General features: G+C 65.7%; 14 protein-coding genes. 2 read left to right on the top strand and 12 right to left on the bottom strand.

Annotated features, from left to right (window positions below; genetic code table 11):
- The first annotated feature begins 44 nt into the window (after positions 1-44).
- Complete coding sequence (locus tag ACX3OW_RS02880; protein WP_459094230.1) at positions 45-1,337, top strand: bifunctional folylpolyglutamate synthase/dihydrofolate synthase; 1,293 nt, start codon at positions 45-47, stop codon at positions 1,335-1,337.
- On the opposite strand, the gene ACX3OW_RS02885 is transcribed toward ACX3OW_RS02880, so the two are convergent.
- From ACX3OW_RS02885 to ACX3OW_RS02935, 11 genes are all read right to left on the bottom strand, one after another.
- Entirely contained in the window at positions 1,334-3,007 is a 1,674-nt protein-coding gene (locus tag ACX3OW_RS02885) for a glycoside hydrolase family 3 protein (protein ID WP_459094231.1), read from the bottom strand. The two genes, ACX3OW_RS02880 and ACX3OW_RS02885, sit on opposite strands and share 4 nt — an antisense overlap.
- Positions 3,008-3,764: 757 nt before the next feature.
- Entirely contained in the window at positions 3,765-4,085 is a 321-nt protein-coding gene (gene trxA, locus ACX3OW_RS02890) for a thioredoxin (RefSeq protein WP_459094232.1), read from the bottom strand.
- 79 nt (positions 4,086-4,164) lie between these two features.
- The gene (gene addA, locus ACX3OW_RS02895; protein WP_459094233.1) at positions 4,165-7,590 is read right to left on the bottom strand and encodes a double-strand break repair helicase AddA; all 3,426 of its coding nucleotides are present in this window, start codon (positions 7,588-7,590) and stop codon (positions 4,165-4,167) included.
- On the bottom strand, positions 7,587-10,613 hold the full coding sequence (addB, locus tag ACX3OW_RS02900) for a double-strand break repair protein AddB (RefSeq protein ID WP_459094234.1): 3,027 nt from the start codon (positions 10,611-10,613) through the stop codon (positions 7,587-7,589). The genes addA and addB overlap by 4 nt, the downstream gene beginning before the upstream one ends.
- Positions 10,610-11,299, bottom strand: coding sequence for a nucleotidyltransferase family protein (locus ACX3OW_RS02905; protein ID WP_459094235.1), 690 nt, complete (start codon positions 11,297-11,299; stop codon positions 10,610-10,612). The genes addB and ACX3OW_RS02905 overlap by 4 nt, the downstream gene beginning before the upstream one ends.
- Positions 11,300-11,650: 351 nt before the next feature.
- On the bottom strand, positions 11,651-14,071 hold the full coding sequence (gene pheT, locus ACX3OW_RS02910; protein WP_459094236.1) for a phenylalanine--tRNA ligase subunit beta: 2,421 nt from the start codon (positions 14,069-14,071) through the stop codon (positions 11,651-11,653).
- Between the two features lie 12 nt (positions 14,072-14,083).
- The gene (locus ACX3OW_RS02915) at positions 14,084-15,124 is read right to left on the bottom strand and encodes an ASCH domain-containing protein (protein ID WP_459094237.1); all 1,041 of its coding nucleotides are present in this window, start codon (positions 15,122-15,124) and stop codon (positions 14,084-14,086) included.
- A gap of 183 nt (positions 15,125-15,307) precedes the next feature.
- Positions 15,308-16,438, bottom strand: coding sequence for a phenylalanine--tRNA ligase subunit alpha (gene pheS / locus ACX3OW_RS02920; protein WP_459094238.1), 1,131 nt, complete (start codon positions 16,436-16,438; stop codon positions 15,308-15,310).
- Between the two features lie 113 nt (positions 16,439-16,551).
- Positions 16,552-16,953, bottom strand: coding sequence for a 50S ribosomal protein L20 (gene rplT / locus ACX3OW_RS02925; RefSeq protein ID WP_459094239.1), 402 nt, complete (start codon positions 16,951-16,953; stop codon positions 16,552-16,554).
- A gap of 20 nt (positions 16,954-16,973) precedes the next feature.
- Complete coding sequence (rpmI, locus tag ACX3OW_RS02930; RefSeq protein WP_056230654.1) at positions 16,974-17,174, bottom strand: 50S ribosomal protein L35; 201 nt, start codon at positions 17,172-17,174, stop codon at positions 16,974-16,976.
- A gap of 135 nt (positions 17,175-17,309) precedes the next feature.
- On the bottom strand, positions 17,310-18,830 hold the full coding sequence (locus ACX3OW_RS02935) for an MFS transporter (RefSeq protein WP_459094240.1): 1,521 nt from the start codon (positions 18,828-18,830) through the stop codon (positions 17,310-17,312).
- 89 nt (positions 18,831-18,919) lie between these two features.
- On the opposite strand from ACX3OW_RS02935, the gene ACX3OW_RS02940 reads away from it, so the two are divergent.
- Positions 18,920-19,462, top strand: a complete 543-nt coding sequence (locus ACX3OW_RS02940; protein WP_459094241.1) for a TetR/AcrR family transcriptional regulator — start codon at positions 18,920-18,922, stop codon at positions 19,460-19,462.
- On the opposite strand, the gene ACX3OW_RS02945 is transcribed toward ACX3OW_RS02940, so the two are convergent.
- The gene (locus ACX3OW_RS02945; protein ID WP_459094242.1) at positions 19,455-20,318 is read right to left on the bottom strand and encodes a glycosyltransferase family 2 protein; all 864 of its coding nucleotides are present in this window, start codon (positions 20,316-20,318) and stop codon (positions 19,455-19,457) included. The two genes, ACX3OW_RS02940 and ACX3OW_RS02945, sit on opposite strands and share 8 nt — an antisense overlap.
- Positions 20,319-20,342: the final 24 nt, after the last annotated feature.

Raw genomic sequence — 20,342 nt, forward strand, 5'->3', positions numbered from 1 at the left:
ACGCATCGGCGGTACCCCATCAGGGCCTGTTCCTGGTGAGTCTCATGTCCCGCACTGATGCCATTCTCGCGCGCCTGTCGGCGCTGCACCCCAAGCTGATCGATCTCAGTCTCGACCGCATCCTGCCGCTGCTGGCCGATCTGGGGAGCCCGCACGATCACCTGCCGCCGGTAATCCATGTCGCCGGCACCAATGGCAAGGGCTCCACCATCGCCTATCTGCGGGCTTTTCTCGAAGCGGCCGGCAAAAAGGTGCATGTCTATAATTCGCCGCATCTGGTGCATTTCAACGAGCGCATCCGGCTGGCCGGGACGCTGGTCAGCACCAAGCGGCTCAATGCGGCGCTGGAGCGGGTGGAAACCCTCAATGCCGGGCGGCCGATCACCTTTTTCGAAATCACCACCGCCACCGCCTTCGCGCTGTTCGCCGAAACGCCGGCCGATTATCTGCTGCTCGAGACCGGCATGGGCGGCACCTATGACACGACCAATGTGGTGACCCGGTCGCTGGGCCAGATCATCACCCCGATCGATCTCGATCATCAGGGTTTTCTCGGCAATACGCTGGCCGAAATCGCCGCCAACAAGGCCGGCATTTTCAAGCGCGGCAGCAAGGCGGTGATCGGCTTGCAGCGCGACGAGGCCCGTCCCGTGCTTGACCGGGCGGCGCGGCGGCTGGGGATTACCCCGATCTGGCAGGGCGAGGATTTCCATGGTTCGGCCCAGGATGGGCGGCTGGTCTATTCCGACGAAATCGGCCTGCTCGATCTGCCGCCGCCGGCTTTGTTTGGCGCCCATCAATTCGACAATGCGGCGTTGGCCATTGCCGCTACCCGCCATTTCGGCCTGCCGGTCGATGCAGCCGCCTTCGCGGCGGGCCTGCGTCAGGTCACCTGGCCGGCGCGGCTGATGCCGCTGCATGGCAAATTGCGCGACCTGCTGCCGCCGGGCAGCGAATTATGGCTCGATGGCGGGCACAATACCCACGGCGCCACCGCGCTGGCCAAGGCGCTGGACGAAATGAACGCCAGGCGCCAAGCCCCGTTGGTGTTGATCATGGGGATGATGAACACCCGCGCCCCGGCCGAGTTTCTGGCGCCGTTTGCCGCATTGGCGCCGCAGGTGTTCACCCTGACCATTCCCGACGAGACCAATGCCCATCCGGCGGCCTTTATCGCCACCGAGGCACAGCAGGCCGGCTTTGCCGCGCAACCGGCACGCTCGGTGCTGACGGCGCTCAAGGCGGCGGCCGCGGTCCCCGACGCGCGGGTGCTGATCTGCGGCTCGCTCTATCTGGCCGGCGATGTGCTGGCGCGCAATGGAACGCCGCCGGATTAATACCGTCCCTGCCCGCTGCCGACGAATGGGTCGACCGGGTTGGTGCCGGTAAACGGGCTGCGGCCCAGCAGCGCTTCGACCACGGCTGCCTGCAGCGCTTCGCTGGAGCCATAGGCGTTGATATAGGCCGGCACGCGGGGGGCGTCGTAGAGATAATAGGGATAGCCGAACGAGATCATCAGCGTCGGCACATCGTGCCACAGCCGGCTCATGGCGCCGAACACCGAGCCGGTCAGCTTGACCCAGTCGAGGAAAATCCGGCTGCGACCCAGCGTGGTCTCTTCGGCGAAGAGATACAGCACCAGGTCGAAATCCTTGGAACTGACCTCCATGCCGGGCGCGAACAAGGTGACGTCAAAGCCCTCCCTTCCCAGCCGATCGGGCAGGCTGAGCGGCAGCGGCTGCGGCACGAAGGGCACGATGACCCCGCCGGAATAGACCAGCACCCGCTTGTGCCTGCCCGGCGATAGCGGCAGCAGCCCGTTGATATCCTTGACCAGCGTTGGCACCCGCGCCGTGATGTCCGCCACCAGCTTGCGGTTCTCGTCGGTCGCCACGATCTGGCGCGCCGCGTCGATACTGGGTTCGGGATGGTCCACCTTGTGCAGGCCCAGCGCCGCCTTCAGCGCCAGCACCCGGGTCACCGCTTCGTCGACCCGCTCCTGGGTCAGCCTTCCATCGGCCACGGCTTTGACCAGCCGCATCAGATCGCCGTTGGCGTCGTCGGTGAACAGGATCACGTCGCAACCGGCAATGATCACCTCGGGCAGCACCACATCGCGCGGCCCCCAATCGCCCATGCCGGCCATCGGGGTGGCGTCGGAGACGATCAACCCGTTAAAGCCCAGCTCGCGCCGCAGCAAATCCTCATTGAGGATTTTGCTGAGCGAGGCCGGGCGATAGGCTTCGGCGCCCGCCTCGGGATCGAGCGCGCGGACAAAGGCGGGCAGCGCGATATGGGCGCTCATCACGCTCATCACGCCCGCCTCGATGGCCTTGCGGTAGAGCAGGCCAAAGCTGGCCTCCCATTCCGGCATGGTCAGCGGATTGACCGTGGTCACCAGATGCTGGTCGCGGTCGTCATAGCCTTCGCCCGGCCAGTGCTTGACCGTGGCGGCGACCCCATTGGCCTGGAAGGCTTCGATCTGGGCCAGCGCGTGGCGCTCGACCTTGTTCATGTCGCTGCCATAGGAGCGGGTGCCGACAATGGCGCTACGCCAGGCGGCGTTGATATCGATGACCGGGGTAAAGCTCCAGTTGAGCCCCACCGCCCGCGCCTCGCGGGCCATGATGGTAGAAATGGCGCTGGTCGCCGCCACATCATCCACCGCGGCCAATCCCAGCGGATTGGGCACGCTGGTGCCAAAGGGCAGGCTCATGCGGCTGCCTTCGAGGTCGGCGCTGATCAGCAGGGGGATGGCGCTCAGCGTGCCGAGATCGCGCGCCAGCGCGACTTCGGCGGCCAGATCATCGGAATAGATGCGGGTAATGCCGCCGGGCCGGAAACCGCGCACCTCCTCGGCCACTTCGGCGGGGGTGCCGCGCTCCAGCAGCACGAAGAGCTGGGCCAGCTTGTCGCGCGGGGTGAGCCCGTCGCGGGTGGTGTGGACCCAGGCGATGGCATCGTCATCGAGATTGAACGGCGCAGCAGCGAGGTTGAGCAGGGTCACGGCGGGATACTCCCAGGTCTTCTTTGCCTCTTTTTAGCAGGTGATCGTGGCTAAAGCAGCAAGTGTCGGGCGGAACAAAGCGCCGGTCGGCGCTGACGCCTCCGGGGACAGTTGAACGAGCGGAGCCCCGAGGCGGTTGTCGCCTCTGGTAAGTATAAAATAGTGAGACGAAACCGCCTCGGGGCGTCGGGTTTTTCTCGGAAGGCAGACCGCAAGCCCAGCATGGAACCGTAGCCCCATGCCCGAAAGCCCCATCCGCACAGCCCAGGGCGGAGCGCGACCTCCCCCCTCCCGACCGTCTTGCCGGACACCGGTCGCTGCAGCGCCGCCCGTATCCCGGAAAGATGGGGGGAGTATGGGCCAGGATTTGGGGGCGGGGATAAGATGGATAAGTGGGTGTTCCGGACGCCCCACAAACCCGATGTCATCCCGGCCTTGAGCCGGGACCCATCCTGAGGTGGGTGGGGCGGCCACCTTGCGGCTGTGGGACGATCTCGAGATGGGCCCCGGGTCAGGCCCGGGGTGACATTGTGGGTGGGGTGGCACGGGAGCGAAGCCCTGCCCTCAAGGGGAGCGGCTGCTGGTGCGGGGAAGATGGATCACCGGGACAAGCCCGGTGATGACGGTGGGGAGGAGGCCACAATCCATCCCCCCATCGTCATTGCCCGGCTCGTCCGGGCAATCCACATGGTTCAGCACCAAACAAAAACACCGCCGGGTTGCCCCAGCGGTGTCGTGGTCAATTCAGCGGGTAGGCTTAGGCGTGGCTTTCCAGCCATTTGCTGAGGCCTGCCTTGGGCGTGCCGGCGCCGATCTTCATGTCGGCGGCTTCGCCGCCCTTGAACAGGATCATGGTCGGGATCGAGCGGACGCCGTATTTGGAGGTGGTCGAGGGGTTTTCGTCGATGTTGAGCTTGACGATCTTGACCTTGCCGGCCAGCTCAGTCGAAAGCTCATCGAGAACGGGTGCAATCGCACGGCACGGCCCGCACCATTCTGCCCAGAAGTCCACCAGGACGGGCTGCTTGGAGTTGAGGACTTCCTCGCCGAAATTGGCGTCGGAAACGTGAGTGGTCATAGTATCTAGCCTTTGGGTTGAAAGCGGCGGTCTCTGTGCGCCTAAAGCTGGGTAGAGTCCAGTCTGGGTGCAAGCCGAGTCACCGCATGGTGAAGCCCTTCGTTTCGGCCGCCAGCAGGTCTGGTGGCAAAAACATCAATGATTCCAGTTGGGTCCACAGGATTGCCGCGCGTACGCTTCGTCCGGGGAAAAGCTGACCTGCAACCAACGCATATAGTCCGAGCTGGGTAAGATAGTTTCCCGGCACCTCGCCCGGCCCCCCGGGCACCGACGCATCGGACTTGTAGTCGACCAGAGTTACCCCCGAGTCGTCAATGACCAGCCGGTCGATGCGACCGGCGAGGCGGATCGGCGCGCCATCGCGCTGCGCGTCGAGCAAAAACGGCACTTCCGCCCGGCTCTGCGGCCCGAACAGGCTCGCCAGCTCCGGCCTGGTGAGGATGGAACTTGCCTTGGCCCCCAGCCGAGCGTGGCTTTCTGCCGCGCCGGGCAAGAGCGCTTCGAGCGCCTTGGGCACTACGTCATCCCACAATGTCGGCGCGATGCGCCCCAGATGTTGCAGCAGGGCATGCAGGGCAATGCCCTCCTGCCGCGCCAGCTCGGCGTCGCGCACCTGTTCGGCGAGGCTATCGAGCGCCTGCACCGGCGCCACATGGCTCCGCGCCATCGAGGGCGTCACGGTGACGATGCTGGGTGGGGCCGGCACCGGGGCCAGCGTCAGTGGCTGATCGACCAGCGCCGCCAATGTGGCATCAGGCCCGGCCGGCAGCGGCTGGACGCGTTGGCGCGGATAGACCAGGGCGCTCTCGCGCCCCTCGCCGTCCACGACGCTGGCAGCCTCCGGGCGCAATGCCGTCTCGATAGCCTCATACCAGCTGCCGGCCAGCTGCTTGCCGGCGTCCGAGCCCGGCGTCAGCGCGCCGGTGACATAAAGCTCGTCCTCGGCGCGGGTCATGCCGACATAGAGCCGGCGCCAGTACTCAGCCAGAATATTGTCGTCGACGCCCTGCTTCAGCGGCAGCGTCTCCGGCAGATGCCCGGCAGTCGCGGCGGCATGGATCAGCAGTGGCCCCGGCGCCTCGGCAATCACATAAATCGGCTTGCCCACCATCTGCATGCGTGGCTTGGCGGTGGCATCGGCCAGAATGACGATCGGCGCTTCCAGCCCCTTGGCGCCATGTACCGTCATCACCCGCACGCCGCCACCGGCTTCGGGCAGTTCGCGCTTGATGGTGCCCTGGCGCTGCCGCATGGCGGCGACAAAGCCCTGCAATGAGGGCTGAGAATCCTGCTCGTGATCCAGCGCCAGCGCCAGCATTTCGGCGAACACGTCGTCGACCTCGGCGCCCAGCCGCGCGTGGAAGCGCTTGAGCCCGCCTTCGGCATACAGCACCTGCGCCAGAAATTCGAAGGGCCGCTCGAAATCCAGTTCGCTGCGCCAGCGCGCAAGCTTTTCATGCGCTTCGGCACAGGAGGGAAGTGGGCAATGCGCCAGCGCCTGCCACAGGGTTTCGCCCTTGGCCCGCGGTTGCGCCAGCGCCAGCAGATCGTCCTCGCTGACATCGAACAAAGGCGAGCGCAGCAATGCTGCCAGTTGCAGATCGTCGGCCGGATTGAGCAGCACGTCGCAGAGCGCCAGCAGATCCATCACCGCGATATGGCCGGTGACTTTGAGCCGATCGGCACCCGGCGTCGGCAGTCCGGCCAGCCGCAGCGCCCGGATGACTTCCTGAAACAGCGAGCCGCGCGATTGCACCAGGATTAGCACATCATCGGCGCTGATGGCGCGGCCGCGCCCGGTCAGTGGCCGGCGCTCGGCAATCCACTGGCTGATTTCGCGGGCAATGCGCGCCGCCACCTGGCGCGGGGCGGTCTGTTCACTTTCGGGCGGCGTGGTGGGCCAGGCGCTGCCCGGCGGCGCATCGCCCGCCTGCTGGATCGGCGGCCACAGCGTGACGCTGCCGCCCCGCATGGTGCGGGCGGTATCGTGATGCACCGCCTCGGCTTCCAGCAATGCTGATTGGATGGCCGGATTGGCGCTGACCAGATCCACGGCGGCCAGAATTTCGGGCAGGGTGCGGAAACTGGTGCGCAAAGGCACGCGCTCGAACGCCGTCTCCGCCTGGTTGGCCGCGCGCCGATAGTCATTGCCAGTGTCGTCAAACAGCTCCGGCTCGGCGCCCTGGAAGGAATAGATCGACTGTTTCTGGTCGCCCACGGCGAACAGCGAGCGCGGGCGGGTCACCGCGCCGGCCCCAGCGAAATATTCGGCGGCGATGGCTTTGACCACGCGCCATTGCTCGCCATTGGTGTCCTGACTTTCATCGACCAGAATATGGTCAATGCCGGCATCGAGCTTGTAGCGCACCCATTCGCCGGATTCGTGCTCGAAGAGATTGGCGAGCTTCTCCACCAGATCGTCGAAATCCAGCAGCGAGCGGGCCCGCTTGCGCGCCTCGTAATGGCGCACCACGGCGGCAATGATGTCGAGCAGGGCATCGCTGCGCTCGATCAGTTTTGCGGCGCGGCGGGCTTCGGCAAGGGCGGCCAGCCGTTCGGCCTCGGCAATCAGCGTATCGGCCAGATCGGGATCGGCGCTGGTGATGGCCTTTACGGGAAAGCGCGCCGGCACCGTCTCATCGGCGGTGAGGAAGGCGCGCAGCCAGCCTTCGGGGGCTGGATCATTGGGATCGAGTGCGGCCAGCTTGTCCTGCAGGCTGCGATTGCCGCCGCTGGGCGGGCAGATCTCAAACAGTTTTGCCAATTCGGCGGGGCCGATCAGTCGCTCCGCGACGATGGACCTGGTGATGGTCTCCGCAGGCAAAGTCGTGCCGACCAGGCGGCGGAGATTGGCTTTGGCGCGGGCGGGATCGGCCAGCACAGCGCGCAGCTTGCGGCCATCCATCAGCGCGGCATCGATGGCGGTGCGCAGCTGGTCGTCGCTCAGGGTTTCAAACAGGGTTTCCACCGCGCCCGCGACGCCAATGCCCTGCGCCATGACGCTTTCGCGCGCCGCCAGCAGCATGGCGGTGCGCTCGTCGTCCTCGATGACCGCGAAATCATAGGGCACCAAGGCTTCAAGCGGAAACCGGTGCAGCACCGATTCGCAGAAGGCGTGGATGGTGACGATCTTGAGCCCGCCCGGCGTTTCCAGCGCCTTGGCAAACAGCGTTCGGGCGCGTTCGCGCAAAATGGAGGGGAAGTTTTCGCCCTCGATTTTGACCAGCTCGGTGTCGAGTTCGGCTTCGTCCATCAGGGCCCATTGGGCCAGCTCATGCGCCACGCGGCGGCGCATTTCGGCGGCGGCGGCCTTGGTATAGGTGAGGCACAGGATTGCCTGCGGCTCGACGCCGGCCAGCAGCAGCCGCAGCACGCGGCGGGTGAGCACGAAGGTCTTGCCCGAGCCGGCATTGGCCGACACCCAGATCGACCAGGCCGGATCGGCGGCGCGGGCCTGATTGCGGCTGGTGTCGAAGGGGATTTTCAGCTCGCCACGATCGTTCATAGCCCGCCCTCCTCGCCATCGACGGCGGTCCATTCGGCGACCCGCGCCAGATGGTCATAGGCGCCGGCAAAGCGCTGGCCGGGCAGCGGCAGCAGGCGCGACGGCATGGGGGTGTCGCTGAGCAGGAAATGGCTGATATGGGCTTGCATGCGGCGGGCGATTTCGTCGGCCGCCCCCATGATGTCATAGCCCTCGGCGGGGGTGAACGGCTTGGGCTGGAAGGCGTCGGGGCCAAGGCCCACCTTGATATAGGTCAGGGCGCTGGTCTGGGCCCGGGCGATTTTGCCCTCGGCCAGTTGGCCGGCATGGGCCATCTGCGCTTCGAGCAGGAGTTGCGGCACTTCAAACGCCTGCATCGCGCCCTTGGTGGGGGGCGAGCCGGTCTTGAAATCCATGATTTCCAGCGTGCCATCGACCAGCTCATCCACCCGGTCGGCGCGGCCGCTGAGGGTAAAAGCTTCGGCCAGATGCAGTTGCCACTGGCCGTCGATTTCGGCATGGCGCTGTTTCACCATGGCGTCGCGGGCGCGTTCGAAGTCGAGAAACTGGCTGGCGGCGGTGTCGAAGCGGCGCAGCCAGATATCGCGACGCTCGCCAATGGCTTCGAGCCCGGCGAATTTTTCCTTGGCGATAGTGCTGAGCAGCTCGAGCGCATCGGGCGCGCTAACGTCATGGCCCGCCTCGACAAAGCTGGCGAAAATATCGTGGATGATGGTGCCGCGTTCGCGCGCATCGGGGGTGTCTCCGAGCGGGTCGAGCTGGCGCAGCTTGAGCACATGCTTGGCATAGACGTCATAAGGCGAGCGCATCAGCGTTTCGATTTCGGTGACGCTGAGCGCGCGGGGACGTTGGCTGGCCGGCGGATTGGGCTGCGGGCGCGAGGCCGCCACCACGGAAGGTACCGCGTCGATGCGGCGGGCGTGCGCCAGCCAGATTTCGCCCTTTTGCTGCCAATGCGCGGCCGTCGCATCGCCAGCAAAGGCTTCAAGTCGCTGCAACAGCCGCGAGGCGATAGCGGGGCTGGCGCCGACGCGATCGGCAAAGCTGACGATAACCTCTGCATTGCCAAGGCCTTGGGCGAAGTCATGCGCGGCGAGGCCCTGCATCCGCTCGGGCGGTTGCAGCCCGGCGGCCAGCCGCATGCCGCGGCTGAGCCAGGGGCCGGGGTCGGCGGCTTCGGGCCATTTGTCTTCGTTGAGGCCGGCCAGGATCAGCAAGTCGGGAGGCTGCAGCCGGGCCTCGATCTGGCCCCAGATGGCGATATCTTCGCGGCTGTCGTTGCGGGTGCGGACCTGTGCGCCGGTCATCAAGGCGGAGAGTACGCCATCGAGTTGCCGCGGGGCGAAGTGGTGGCCTTCGCCGGTCTGGGCCGCCAGTTGCGCCGCCCAAGAATCGAGTTCGCGGCGGCCGGGGAGGTCGGCGCCATCGGCTACGGCGAGGAAGGCAGCATGTAAAGCGGCAGCGAATTCGCTGGCGCTGATTGAGGGGGTGGCAAGCAAATTGCGCAATGGCGCCAACGCCGTATCGATGCGGACGAACAGGGCTTCGATGGCTGGGCCATCGTCCGGCTTGAGCTTGCGGGCCGGGTGTTTGGTGCTGCGATCGAGATTGGCGGCGAGCAGGATGCGCAATCCGCCAAGGCCCGGATTGGGGCGCTGTCCGCGCAGCAGACCCAGCTCGATATTGTCGGCCAGCAGGGCGATTTCGCCGCGTTCCAACCCGAAGCGGGTGGCCCGATTGCGCAATAGCGCCACCAGATCGACGGGCGCGCAATCGCTGCTGGCCAGCGTCAGAATCTGCCGCAGCAAGCGGCCGGATGCTGACTGGAACAACGGCACGCCTGCGGCGTCATCGACGGCGATGTCGAAGCGTTGCAATTCGGCCGCGATGCGGCGGGCGAGGTTGCGGTCGGGGGTGACGATGCCGACGCTCTTTGAATCGGCCAGAGCCTGCCGCGCGGCCATGGCGACGGCGCGGGCTTCCTCGTCCTCATTGCGGGCGCGGATGACCGACAAGCCCTTGCTGGCATTGGCCAATTCGACCTCGCTGAGGCGGTGCTCAGCCCAGCGTGCGGTGTCCTTGGTCAGCGCCAGCGCATGGTTGACCAGCAGGGTGCGGGGGGAAACATTGGCGGCCAGTTCGGTGACTTCGGCGACGGTTTTGCCGAGGCTATTCAACAGCCTAGCCAGACCGTATTGGGGGTGGCCATGCGGGGCATTGCTGTCGTTGAGCAGGGCAGCGTGGTCGGCGTCGGTCAGGGCGGTATCGAGGCCGGGCAACACGATGACGCCGCGCGGCAAGCTATTGATCGCCTTGAGCAATCGGGCGGTGGCGGGAATCGAGCCGGTGGAGCCGGCGGCAATCACCGGGCGCTCGCCATAGAGATGGATGGCGGCGTCCGCCTGCCGGTCGAGCCGCTGGCCGCGCAATCTGGCCACGTCATCGCGGTTTTTGGCCGCCAAATGCTCGGGCCAGAAGCGCAAAGCGATGTCCAAAAAATTCAGCGTCTGCTGCCAGTATGCTGACAGATTTCCGGTGATTTGCGGCATGATGGCGCGGATATCGTCGGCGCTGCGCTCTTCGGTCAGCAGATCGTCGATCAGCTCACCCAGCGACTCGGCCATGGCCAGAATTTCGCCGGCGGTGGGTGGGCTGGAAAATGCCTCGCGGCCCGCTTCCGATCCCGCCCAGGCGGCGACCAGGCGCGACAACACCAGGCGGCGCTCGAGGCCGCTGGCGGCGGGCAGGGTCGGTGGCGCGTCGAAGGGGGGCAGGAACGGCTCTTCGTCTTCCACTTCGCCGCCAAAAGTGCGGATGTCGGGGAGCAGGCCATTGTTGTCGGGGTGGCGAGCGAAGGCGTCGGCCAGCACCTGTTTGGCGCGGCGGGTCGGTAACACGATGGTGACGTCGCTGAGCCAGAAGGGTTGGGTCCGGTCCCAGTCGCCCAGCAGCGTGCCATCCATCACCCGGTCGGCCAGGGTGGCGAGGAATTTGGCATGCGGGGCGATGGAATAGAGGGTCATGGCCGGAGCAGCCGCTCGGCATCGGCCAGCGCCATCGGGTCGCCGACATGGAACCACGGCGCGTCGAGCACGACGCCGAAGAGTTGCTCGCGCTCCAGTGCGGCTTCAAACAGCTCATTGATGGAGAAGGCACCATCCGGCGTATCGGCGAAGCGGGCTTTGCCGAGCAGGGCCACCCCGGCATAGATCACCGGCGCACCATAATCGCGGGTGATCTCGCCCTGCGGCGACAGGCAGAAATCATGGCTGCGGGCAAAGCCGGTGGCATTGCGCGGATGCACGCAGAGCAGCACGATGGAGTCGTCGGTGTAGCGGGCCAGCATACGGGCCAGCGGGGTATCGCTACCGGCGGGCCAGAAGGCGTCGGTGTTCATCACCAGGATCGGGTCGGAATGCAGCATCGGCAGAGCCTGCTTCACCCCGCCGCCGGTGCCGAGCAGTTCGTCCTCACGGCTGACCTTCAGCAAGCCGCCGAAATGGGCCAGAATCTGGTCGGCGCGGTAATGCGCATTGGCAACGAAGCGCTTGGCGCCCTCGGCCTTGGCATTGCCCATGATGCGCTCGATCAGCGGCACGCCGGCGACGGGCACCAGGGCTTTGGGCAGGGTTTCGGTGATGGGGCGCAGACGGGTGCCGAGGCCCGCAGCCAGCAGCATGACGTCAGGGAATCGGGCGGTGTCGGTCATGGCCGGATAAGAGCGGTTGTGCCGGAGTCTGTCCAGCCTGTGTGGGGCTGGGGGGCTCGTTCATGCCGTCATTGCCCGGCTTGTCCGGGCAATCCAGTCTGCTGCGCCGAAGGTGGATCACCGGGACGAGCCCGGTGATGACGATGGGGCGGGAAGAACTGCGTCGTCACCCTCGGGCTTGACCCGAGGGGGTTGCACTTGGGGCGGCAGTGTAGAGCCCTCGGGTCAAGCCCGAGGGTGACGGGTGGTGTGTGGGGGGGTGGCCCAATCATCGGGGCTCTCGCACCCCCTCCTAGCCTCCCCCTAATAGGGGGAGGTACAGCGTGGTGGTTGGGGGGAGAGGCGTGCCTCTTAGGCGCGCAGCACGCCGCCGCTGGTTTTGGTGACGGCGGTGATGATGGCGGTGGAGACTTTTTCGATGTCTTCGTCGGTCAACGTCTTGTCGGTGGGCTGCAGGGTCACTTCGATGGCGATGGATTTTTTGCCTTCGCCAACGTGAGCGCCTTCGAATACGTCGAACACCACGACGTCCTTGATTAGACCCTTGTCGGCGCCGCGGGCGGCCTTGAGGATCGCCCCGGCGGTGACGGCTTTATCCACCACGAAGGCGAAGTCGCGGGTCAGGGGCATCAGGCTCGAGAGGTCCAAAGCCGGCTTGGTGCGGGTGGCCTTCTTGCGCGGCTCGGGCAGGGCGTCGAGATCGAGTTCGAAGGCGGCGACGGGGCCGTCAATGTCGAGTTCGGCGGCCCAGGCCGGGTGCAGTTCGCCGAACCAGGCGATGGTCTTGGGGCCTTGGGCGACGCGGCCGCCGCGGCCGGGGTGGCTCCACGGCGCCGGTTCGGCCAAGACTTGCATCTTGTCGATGTCATAGCCCAGTGCGTCGAGCGCAGCGGCAAGGTCGGCCTTGGCGTCGAACACACCGACAGCAGCGGCCTTGCCCGACCAGTGCCGGCCCGAGCCATCCAGCTTGGCGGTGCCGGTGCGGATGGCGGTGGCATAGGTGTGCTGGCCTTCCGGCTCGGCCGAGAGGAACACCTGGCCGACTTCGAACAGGGCCTGATCATCAAGGCCGCGATTGGCGTTGCGGCGTGAGGCAGCCAGCAGGCCGGGCAGCAGCGAGGGGCGCATGTCGGTCATGTCGGAAGCGATGGCGTTGGCCAGCTGCAGGCTTTCCTGCCCGCCACCGAAGCGGGTGGCTTCACTATGCGAGATGAAGGACCAGGTGACGGCCTCATCGAGTCCGCGCGAGGCCAGTGCCCGGCGGGCGAGGCGGCGGCGGTTCTGGATGGAGGTGAGCATGCGCGGCGCGACGTGGCTGAGACGCGGCAGCGGTTCGACCGGGACGTTATCGACGCCGACCATGCGCATGACTTCTTCGACCAGATCGGCCTTCTGCGTCACGTCGGGGCGCCAGCTCGGCACCTTGACGGTGAGCACATCGCCCTTGCCGGTGATCTCGAAGCCGAGGCGCGTGAGGATGGCGCTCACCACCATCGGCTCCACGGTCAGCCCGGTGAGGCGCTTGACCTCGGACAGGGGGAATTCGACCACGGTATTGAGATAGACGTCCTCGCCCGAAATCGCCGGCTCCAGCGGCGTGCCGCCGCAGAGTTCCAGCACCAGGCGGGTGGCTAGCTCGAGGCCGGGCTCGGTCAGGGCCGGATCGACATTGCGCTCGAGGCGATAGCGGGCATCGGAGACGATGCCGGTCTTGCGGCCGGTGCGGGCGATCAGTTCGGGGTCCCAGCTGGCGCATTCCATGAACACATTGACCGTGGCGTCGGTGGAGCTGGAGCGGATGCCGCCCATGACGCCGCCGAGGCAGAGCGGACCGTCATCATCGGCGATGACGGTCATGCTCTCATCGAGCGGGTAAATCTTGTTGTCGAGCGCGTCGAGCGTTTCGCCGGGGCGGGCATTGCGCAGCACCGGCTGGCCGACCATTTTGTCCGCGTCATAGGCGTGCAGCGGGCGGCCCCAGCCGAGCGACACCAGATTGGTGATATCGACCACGGCATTGACGGGACGCAGGCCGACGGAGCGCAGGCGCTGCTGCAGCCACTCGGGCGAGGGGCCATTCTTGACGCCGGTGATCAGGCGGCCGCCGAATTTGCGGATCGCCTTGGGCTCGCCAGCGGCGAACTGATGCGGCAGCGGCGCAATCGGGCTCGGGCCCTGCGACGGCACCGGCGACATGTCGGTGGCTTTGAGCGTGCCGAGGCCAAAGGCGGCCAGATCGCGGGCAATGCCATAGACGCCGGTGGCGTCGCCGCGATTGGGGGTGATGGAGATATCGAAGATCACGCCATTGATCCCGGCATAGTCGGGATAGGGGACGCCAATCGGGGCGTCTGCCGGCAGTTCGATAATGCCGTCGTGATCGTTGCTGAGTTCCAGCTCGGCATTGGAGCACAGCATGCCGTTGGACACCTGCCCCCGGATATTGCCCTTGCCGATGGTCATGTCCTTGCCCGGAATATAGGTGCCGGGGAAGGCGAACACGGATTTGAGGCCGGTGCGGGCATTGGGGGCGCCGCAGACCACGTCGATCAATTCGCCGCTGCCGGCATCGACCTTGCAGACGCGGAGCTTGTCGGCATTGGGATGCTGTTCGGCCGAGACGATATGGGCGGTGACGAAGGCGCTCAGCGCCTTGCCCTGATCTTCCATGCCTTCGAGTTCGAGCCCGACCAGGGTCAGCGTCTTGCCGATTTCATCAGCCGACGCGTCGGTGTCGAGGTGCTGCTTGAGCCAGTCGAGGGTGAATTTCATGGTTTTGGCACCTTAGCGGAAGTCGGACTTGCTGCCGTTGATGGCAGGCAGGGCACGGGAGATTTTGAACAATTCGACCAGCACATGGGCAAAGCCCCGCGCATCGTCGATGGCTTTGTGGGTGTGGGCAATGTGGCCGTAAAATTCGGCGGGCAGCTTGCTCATGCCCCAGTCAAGATAGGGCGCGCCGCGCAGCGTGCCGGCCATGGTGTAGAGGCAAATGCCGCCGCCGCGGAAAATTTGGCGCTGCTTGAACGGGCCGCTCAGCACGCGGGTGCCGGCGAATTCATCGAGATAATGATCCATCCACAGCCCGTCGAAAATCATCGGCGCGGCGACGAACACCTTTGGGCCGGGCAGGGCTTCCACCCAGTCGGCAAAGCGCGGCATGACCACGGCGGGAGCTTCGGCATTGGCGGTGGTGGCGGCCCAGGCTTCGGGCTGGGTTTTCCACCACGCCATGGTGGTTTCATTGGTGGTGCGGTCGGGGCGGGCCAAGAGCTGGGCTTCGAACTCGCCATATTGCGTGCCATCGGCGGCGATGGCCACCGAGGCAAAGCTCAGCATGGAATTATGCAGCGGCGTCGGGCCATCCGATTCGATATCGGTGACGATAAAGATAGGCGTGGCGACCTGGTTATAGATCGGGCGGCCGGCGGGGAGGACTTCCACGAGCCGGAAGCGCTCGCAGACCAGGCCCATGTCGGGGGCAAAGCCGCCATTGCGGGCGAAATAGGTTTCGTGGCCTGCGCGCCAGGCGGCATAGGGGCCTTCGCCTTCGGCGACGGCAAAAGCCTCGGGGACGGCATCGAAGCGGGTGGTTTCGACCGATAGCGTTTCGATGACGCAAGCGGGTTCGCCCGCGCCGTTCAGCACCACGTCGCGGCGACCGACGGCCGGCATGGCCTCCTTGCCGGGGCCATAGTCGCGCAAGGCGCCGCAGGTCGCGGTTTTTTTGCCGGCGAGCACCAGGGCGAGCAGCTCATCGGCCAGGTGCGGCGAGTCGCCGAAGCTGAACTGGATGGCGTTGGCATAGTGGGATGGCAGAGTCATAGCTGCGCCTCGCCATAGCCACGGAGCGCGTCCCAACCACGGAGCGACACCTCCCCCTCGACGGGGGAGGTTGGGAGGGGGTGTGAGAGCCCCGATATTGGGGCCAATCTACCCCCACCCTTGATCCCTCCCCGCAAGGGGGAGGGCGTCGACTGAGGTGCCGGTTCTTGGAAGCAGAGCATCTTAGCTGCTCAGCCCGCCGAACAGGGTCGGCAGGTCGAGGGGGCGGAAGCCGTAATGGTCGATCCAGCGCTGGTCGGCGTCGAAAAACGCACGAAGGTCGGGCATGCCGTATTTCAGCATGGCGATGCGGTCGATGCCGATGCCCCAGGCAAAGCCCTGATAGACGTCGGGGTCGAGCCCGGCGTGGCGGATCACATTGGGGTGGACCATGCCGCAGCCGAGAATTTCCAGCCAGTCGCTGCCTTCGCCGATCTTGACCTCATTGCCCGAGCGGTCGCATTGCACGTCGACTTCCATCGACGGCTCGGTGAAGGGGAAGAAGCTGGGGCGGAAGCGCAGGGTGACGTTGGGCACCTCGAAATAGGCTTTTAGGAATTCCTCCAACACCCAGCGCAGCTGGCCGATATGGCTCGACTTGTCGATGACCAGGCCTTCGACCTGATGGAACATCGGGGTGTGGGTCTGGTCTGAGTCATTGCGATAGGTGCGGCCGGGCATCACCACGCGGATCGGCGGATCCATGGCGGGGGTGATGTAGCTGGCGGCGGGCTTTTCATTGCTCTTCTGCATCACCCGCATCTGCACCGGCGAGGTGTGGGTGCGCAGCACCTTTTTCACGCCGTCGGGGCCGGGCTTCATGAAGAAGGTGTCGTGCATCTCGCGGGCCGGATGGCCTTCGGGGAAATTCAGCGCGGTGAAGTTGAAATAGTCGGTCTCGATATCGGGACCTTCGGCGATGGAAAAGCCCATGTCGGAGAAGATCGCGGTGATTTCGTCGATGGTCTGGCTGATCGGGTGGACGCGGCCGCGCGCTGTCGGGGCTGCCTGCAAGGGCAGGGTGACATCGACGGTTTCGGCCTTGAGGCGGGCGTCGAGCGCGGCGGCCTTGAGGGTGGCGCTCTTGGTCTCGATCAGACCGGCGATTTCGACCTTGAGGCCGTTGATCGCCGGGCCGGCGCTTTTGCGGTCTTCGGCGGCCATGGAGCCGAGCGAGGCCAGCAGCGCTGAAACGCTGCCCTTCTTGCCCAGGGCGGCGACGCGCACCGCGTCCAGCGCGGCATCGTCCCCGGCAGCTGCAATGGCGGCCGACAGATCGGTGCGGAGGGTGGCGATTTGGCTATCGAGGGACATGGCAGAACTCGTTCGGACAGATTACGGGCGGTTAGACCAAAACAAAACGCCCCGCGCCAGCCCTTATCGGGTGGCGCAAGGCGCATATTCAGCCTCAGCAGCGCTGGGGAGTGTTAGGCGTTGATGCGTGCGTGGGTGGTGGCTTCGACACCATCCAGATACACAAGCGCAGCCTTGGCCTTAGCGACCAGCACGCCGAACGCTTCAGGCTGGGTGATCGCGAGATCGCTCAGCACCTTGCGGTCAACGGCAACCTCAGCCTTGCTGAGGCCGTCGATAAATCGACCATAGGTCAGGCCGTAATCGCGGACGGCAGCGTTGATACGCTGGATCCAGAGCGCGCGGAAATTGCGCTTCTTGTTGCGACGGTCGCGATACGCGTACTGGCCGGCCTTTTCGACGGCCTGCTTGGCGATGCGGATCGTTGACTTGCGGCGGCCATAATAGCCCTCCGCAGCCTTCAATACTTTTTTGTGGCGGGCGTGAGCGGTAACGCCTCTTTTAACGCGTGACATGTGTCAGCTTCCCTTCAGCGTTAGCGGTTGTACGGCATGTACCACTTCACCAGACCCTCATCGCCCTTGGCGAGGATCTTGGTGCCGCGGTTCGTGCGAATGTACTTGGCGTTGTGGTTGATCAGGCGGTGGCGCTTGCCGGCGACGCCTGCCTTGACACGACCGGTCGCTGTGAAACTGAAACGCTTTTTGGCGCCAGATTTCGTCTTCATCTTGGGCATTTTGCGGGTCCTTGTTCTAGATGGGCTGGTTTAGGGCCTATCGCTTTCAAAGACCGCCACGGCATGCCTGTTGGCCGGGCGGTCCGGAGAAGTGGGCTCTATAGGGGGAAACTGGCGGCAAGGCAAGTCCGGACCTCAAGGCTGCGAGGCCAGTTCAGCCTCCGGTTCGCGGTAGTGGCGCAACGCCACCAGCACTACCACCGCCAGCACGGCAATCAGCGCCGCTGCACTCAGCAAGACCGTGCCGTGTGCCCCGGAAAAGGCCAGGCGCGCGGCGGTGGCCAGGGCTTCGCCTTCAGCGCCGCCCAATCGCTCGGCCGCCAGCATGGTCTCGCCGATGGAATCGCCGGCCCCAGCCGGCACCAAGGCCGCCAGCGCCGGTGGCATGACCATGCCGGCACCATAGCTGGCAGCCAGCAGGACGCCGAAAAAGGTGATGCCCAGGCCCGCGCCCAGCTCGAAGCCGGTACTTTCCAGCGACCCGGCGGCACCGGCCTTGTCGAGCGGGGCACTGCCCATGATGGCGATGGAGGAGGCGGTGAGCCCGATACTGAGCGACAGGCCGAGCAGCACCATGCAGAGCATGACGCCGGCACCGGGCGCGTGGAAGTCGGCAATGCCCAGCCCGGCCAGCGCCGCAGCGGCGACCGCCAGCGATGCCGTCGCCACCAGACGCAGTCCAACAAGGCTGGTGAGATAGCCTGCCAGCGGGCCGCCCACCGCCGAAGCGATGACCAGCGGCATCATGAACAGCCCGGCCTGCAGCGGGGAATGGCCGACCACGAATTGCAGCTCCTGGGCAATGGTCAGCTCTACCCCGGCGAGCGAACCGGAGACCACCAGCGCAATCACCATGCCCATGGCAATGGCCGGGCGGGTGAACAGGCTCAGATCGAGCATCGGCGACGCCGACACCAGCTGCCGGCGGGCGAACCAGCCCAGCAGCCCCAGCCCGATGACCAGCAGCGCCCCCGTCATGAGCGGCGAATTATCGGCGCGGAAGCCGGTTTTGATCGCATAGACCGTGGTCAACAGCCCGGCGATCAGCACCAGCGCTTGCCCGATGGTCCAGTTGCCAGCGCGCGCCGGCCGGTTTTTGGGCAGGGTGGCAAAGGCCAGCGGCCACACCACCAGCATGATCGGCACATTGACCAGGAACACCGCGCCCCACCAGAATTGCTCCAGCAGCGCACCACCGGCCAGCGGGCCCATAGCGGCACCGGCGGCGCCGACCGTGCCCCATAGCCCCAGCGCCATGCCGCGTTCGCGGCTATCCACGAAGGTCTGGCGAATGATGGCCAGAATGTTCGGCATCACCATCGCCGCGCCGACGGCCAGCAGGGCGCGGGCCGCAATCAGCGCCATCGCGGTGGGGGCAAAGGCGGCGGCGGTCGAGGCGATGATGAAGACCACGAGGCCGGTCAGCAGCATACGACGGTGCCCGACCCGGTCGGCCAAAGTGCCCATCGGCACCAGCAGGCCAGCCATCACCAGCGGGTAGATATCGATGATCCACAAGATCTCGGTTCCGGTGGCGCCGAGGGCCAAAGTGAGCGAGGGCACCGCGATATGCAGAATGGTCATATCGACCACGATGGGGATGAAAGCCAGCATGACGGCGGTGAGAATCAACCAGCGATTGGTTGCGGTCGGCATCGAAAACCTCTTTGCGCAGCGCGCGAATTGCATTGTGATAGCGCGGGCTGCTACATATATCCGTCCAGACGGATTGAAAAGAGAAAATCATGGGTCGGCGTCAAACAATTGATCGTGGGGCATTGCTAGATGCGGCCGAGCGCGTGGTGCTGCGCGATGGCGCCAACGGCCTGACCATGGACGCCGTGGCCAGGGAGGCCGGGGTCAGCAAGGGCGGCGTGCTCTATGCCTTTACCACCAAGGATACGCTGATCGACGAAATGATGCGCCGGGTTACCGCGACCTATGACGCGCTGGTCGAGCAGTTTCTTGCCATCGCTGCCGACGGTCCCAAGGCGCATTTCGCCGCCCATGTCATGGCCAGCAGCCAGGAAGACGAGGCGGCCCAGGCGCGCGCCGTCGCCCTGATGGCCAGCTTCGTGCGCTCGCCCAATTTCCAGCAGGAAAGCCGGGCCTATTATCAATCACTGTTCGACCGGCTCGATCTGTCAGCCGAGGTGGGGCGCAAGGCGAGGCTGGCGCTGCTGGCGACCGAAGGGGCCTTCATGCTGCGCGGTTTTGGCTTTTATCCGTTCGGCGCTGAGGAATGGCGCGTCATCCACGAGGATATCATCGCCATCCTGCTCAGCTGAGCGCGGCGGGGCGGGTCGCGGCCACTGCCAGCATCGGCTCGAGGTGATCCTCGAACAGCAGGCCGGGTTTGGCCGCCAGCGCGGCGCCATAGCGGGCCTCGGCGTCGAGCGAAATGGTCAGGAAGGCGGCGACGCCGTCGGCCTCGGCGGCGGGCAGGCCGTAATGGCCACTTTGCAGCCGGCGCAGGATTTCGGTTTTGGAGGCGATCATGCCGGCGGCGACATTGGCGCCATTGCTCATCGAGCTGGAGCGCTTGACGTAATCATGCAGCGGCGTGCCCAGATGCAGCGAGGTCGGCGCGGTGCGATAGAGCTGCAGCAGGAATTCGAGGTCGGTCATATTGCTCATGGTCGGGTCGTAGCGGCCATCGGCACGGCGGCGATCCCAGACCAGCATCGAATCCATCGAGAGGCTCACCCATTTATGCGCGCCCGGCGTCAGCACGCGATCGGGGCCGGCTCCGACATGGCGCAGATGGGCAAAGCTGTCGGTCATCACGTCGAGCGCGGTGGTGACGATGCTGTGGTCGGCGAGGGCCGCGACGGCCAGTTCGAGCTTGCGGGGCTTCAACCGGTCATCGGCGTCGAGAATGGCGGCATAGGGGGCGGTGAGCTGCTCCAGCGCCACATTGCGGGTGTTGGACGCGCCGCGCCCGCTGCCGCCGCTGCTGAGGAAGCGAAAGCGCTTGTCGCGAATGCCCTGATCGGCCAGGAAGGCTTCATAATCGGCGCCGTCATCGGCGATCAGCCACCATTCCCAATGCGCATGGGTTTGCGCCAACACGCTTTGCACCGTGGCGACCAGTGTGTCCTGCGCCTTCCAGGCCGGGGTGATGATGGCGACGGTGCGATCCATAGGCTGTTCCTCCGGCGCTCTTGA

Source organism: Devosia sp. A449, from assembly GCF_054489375.1.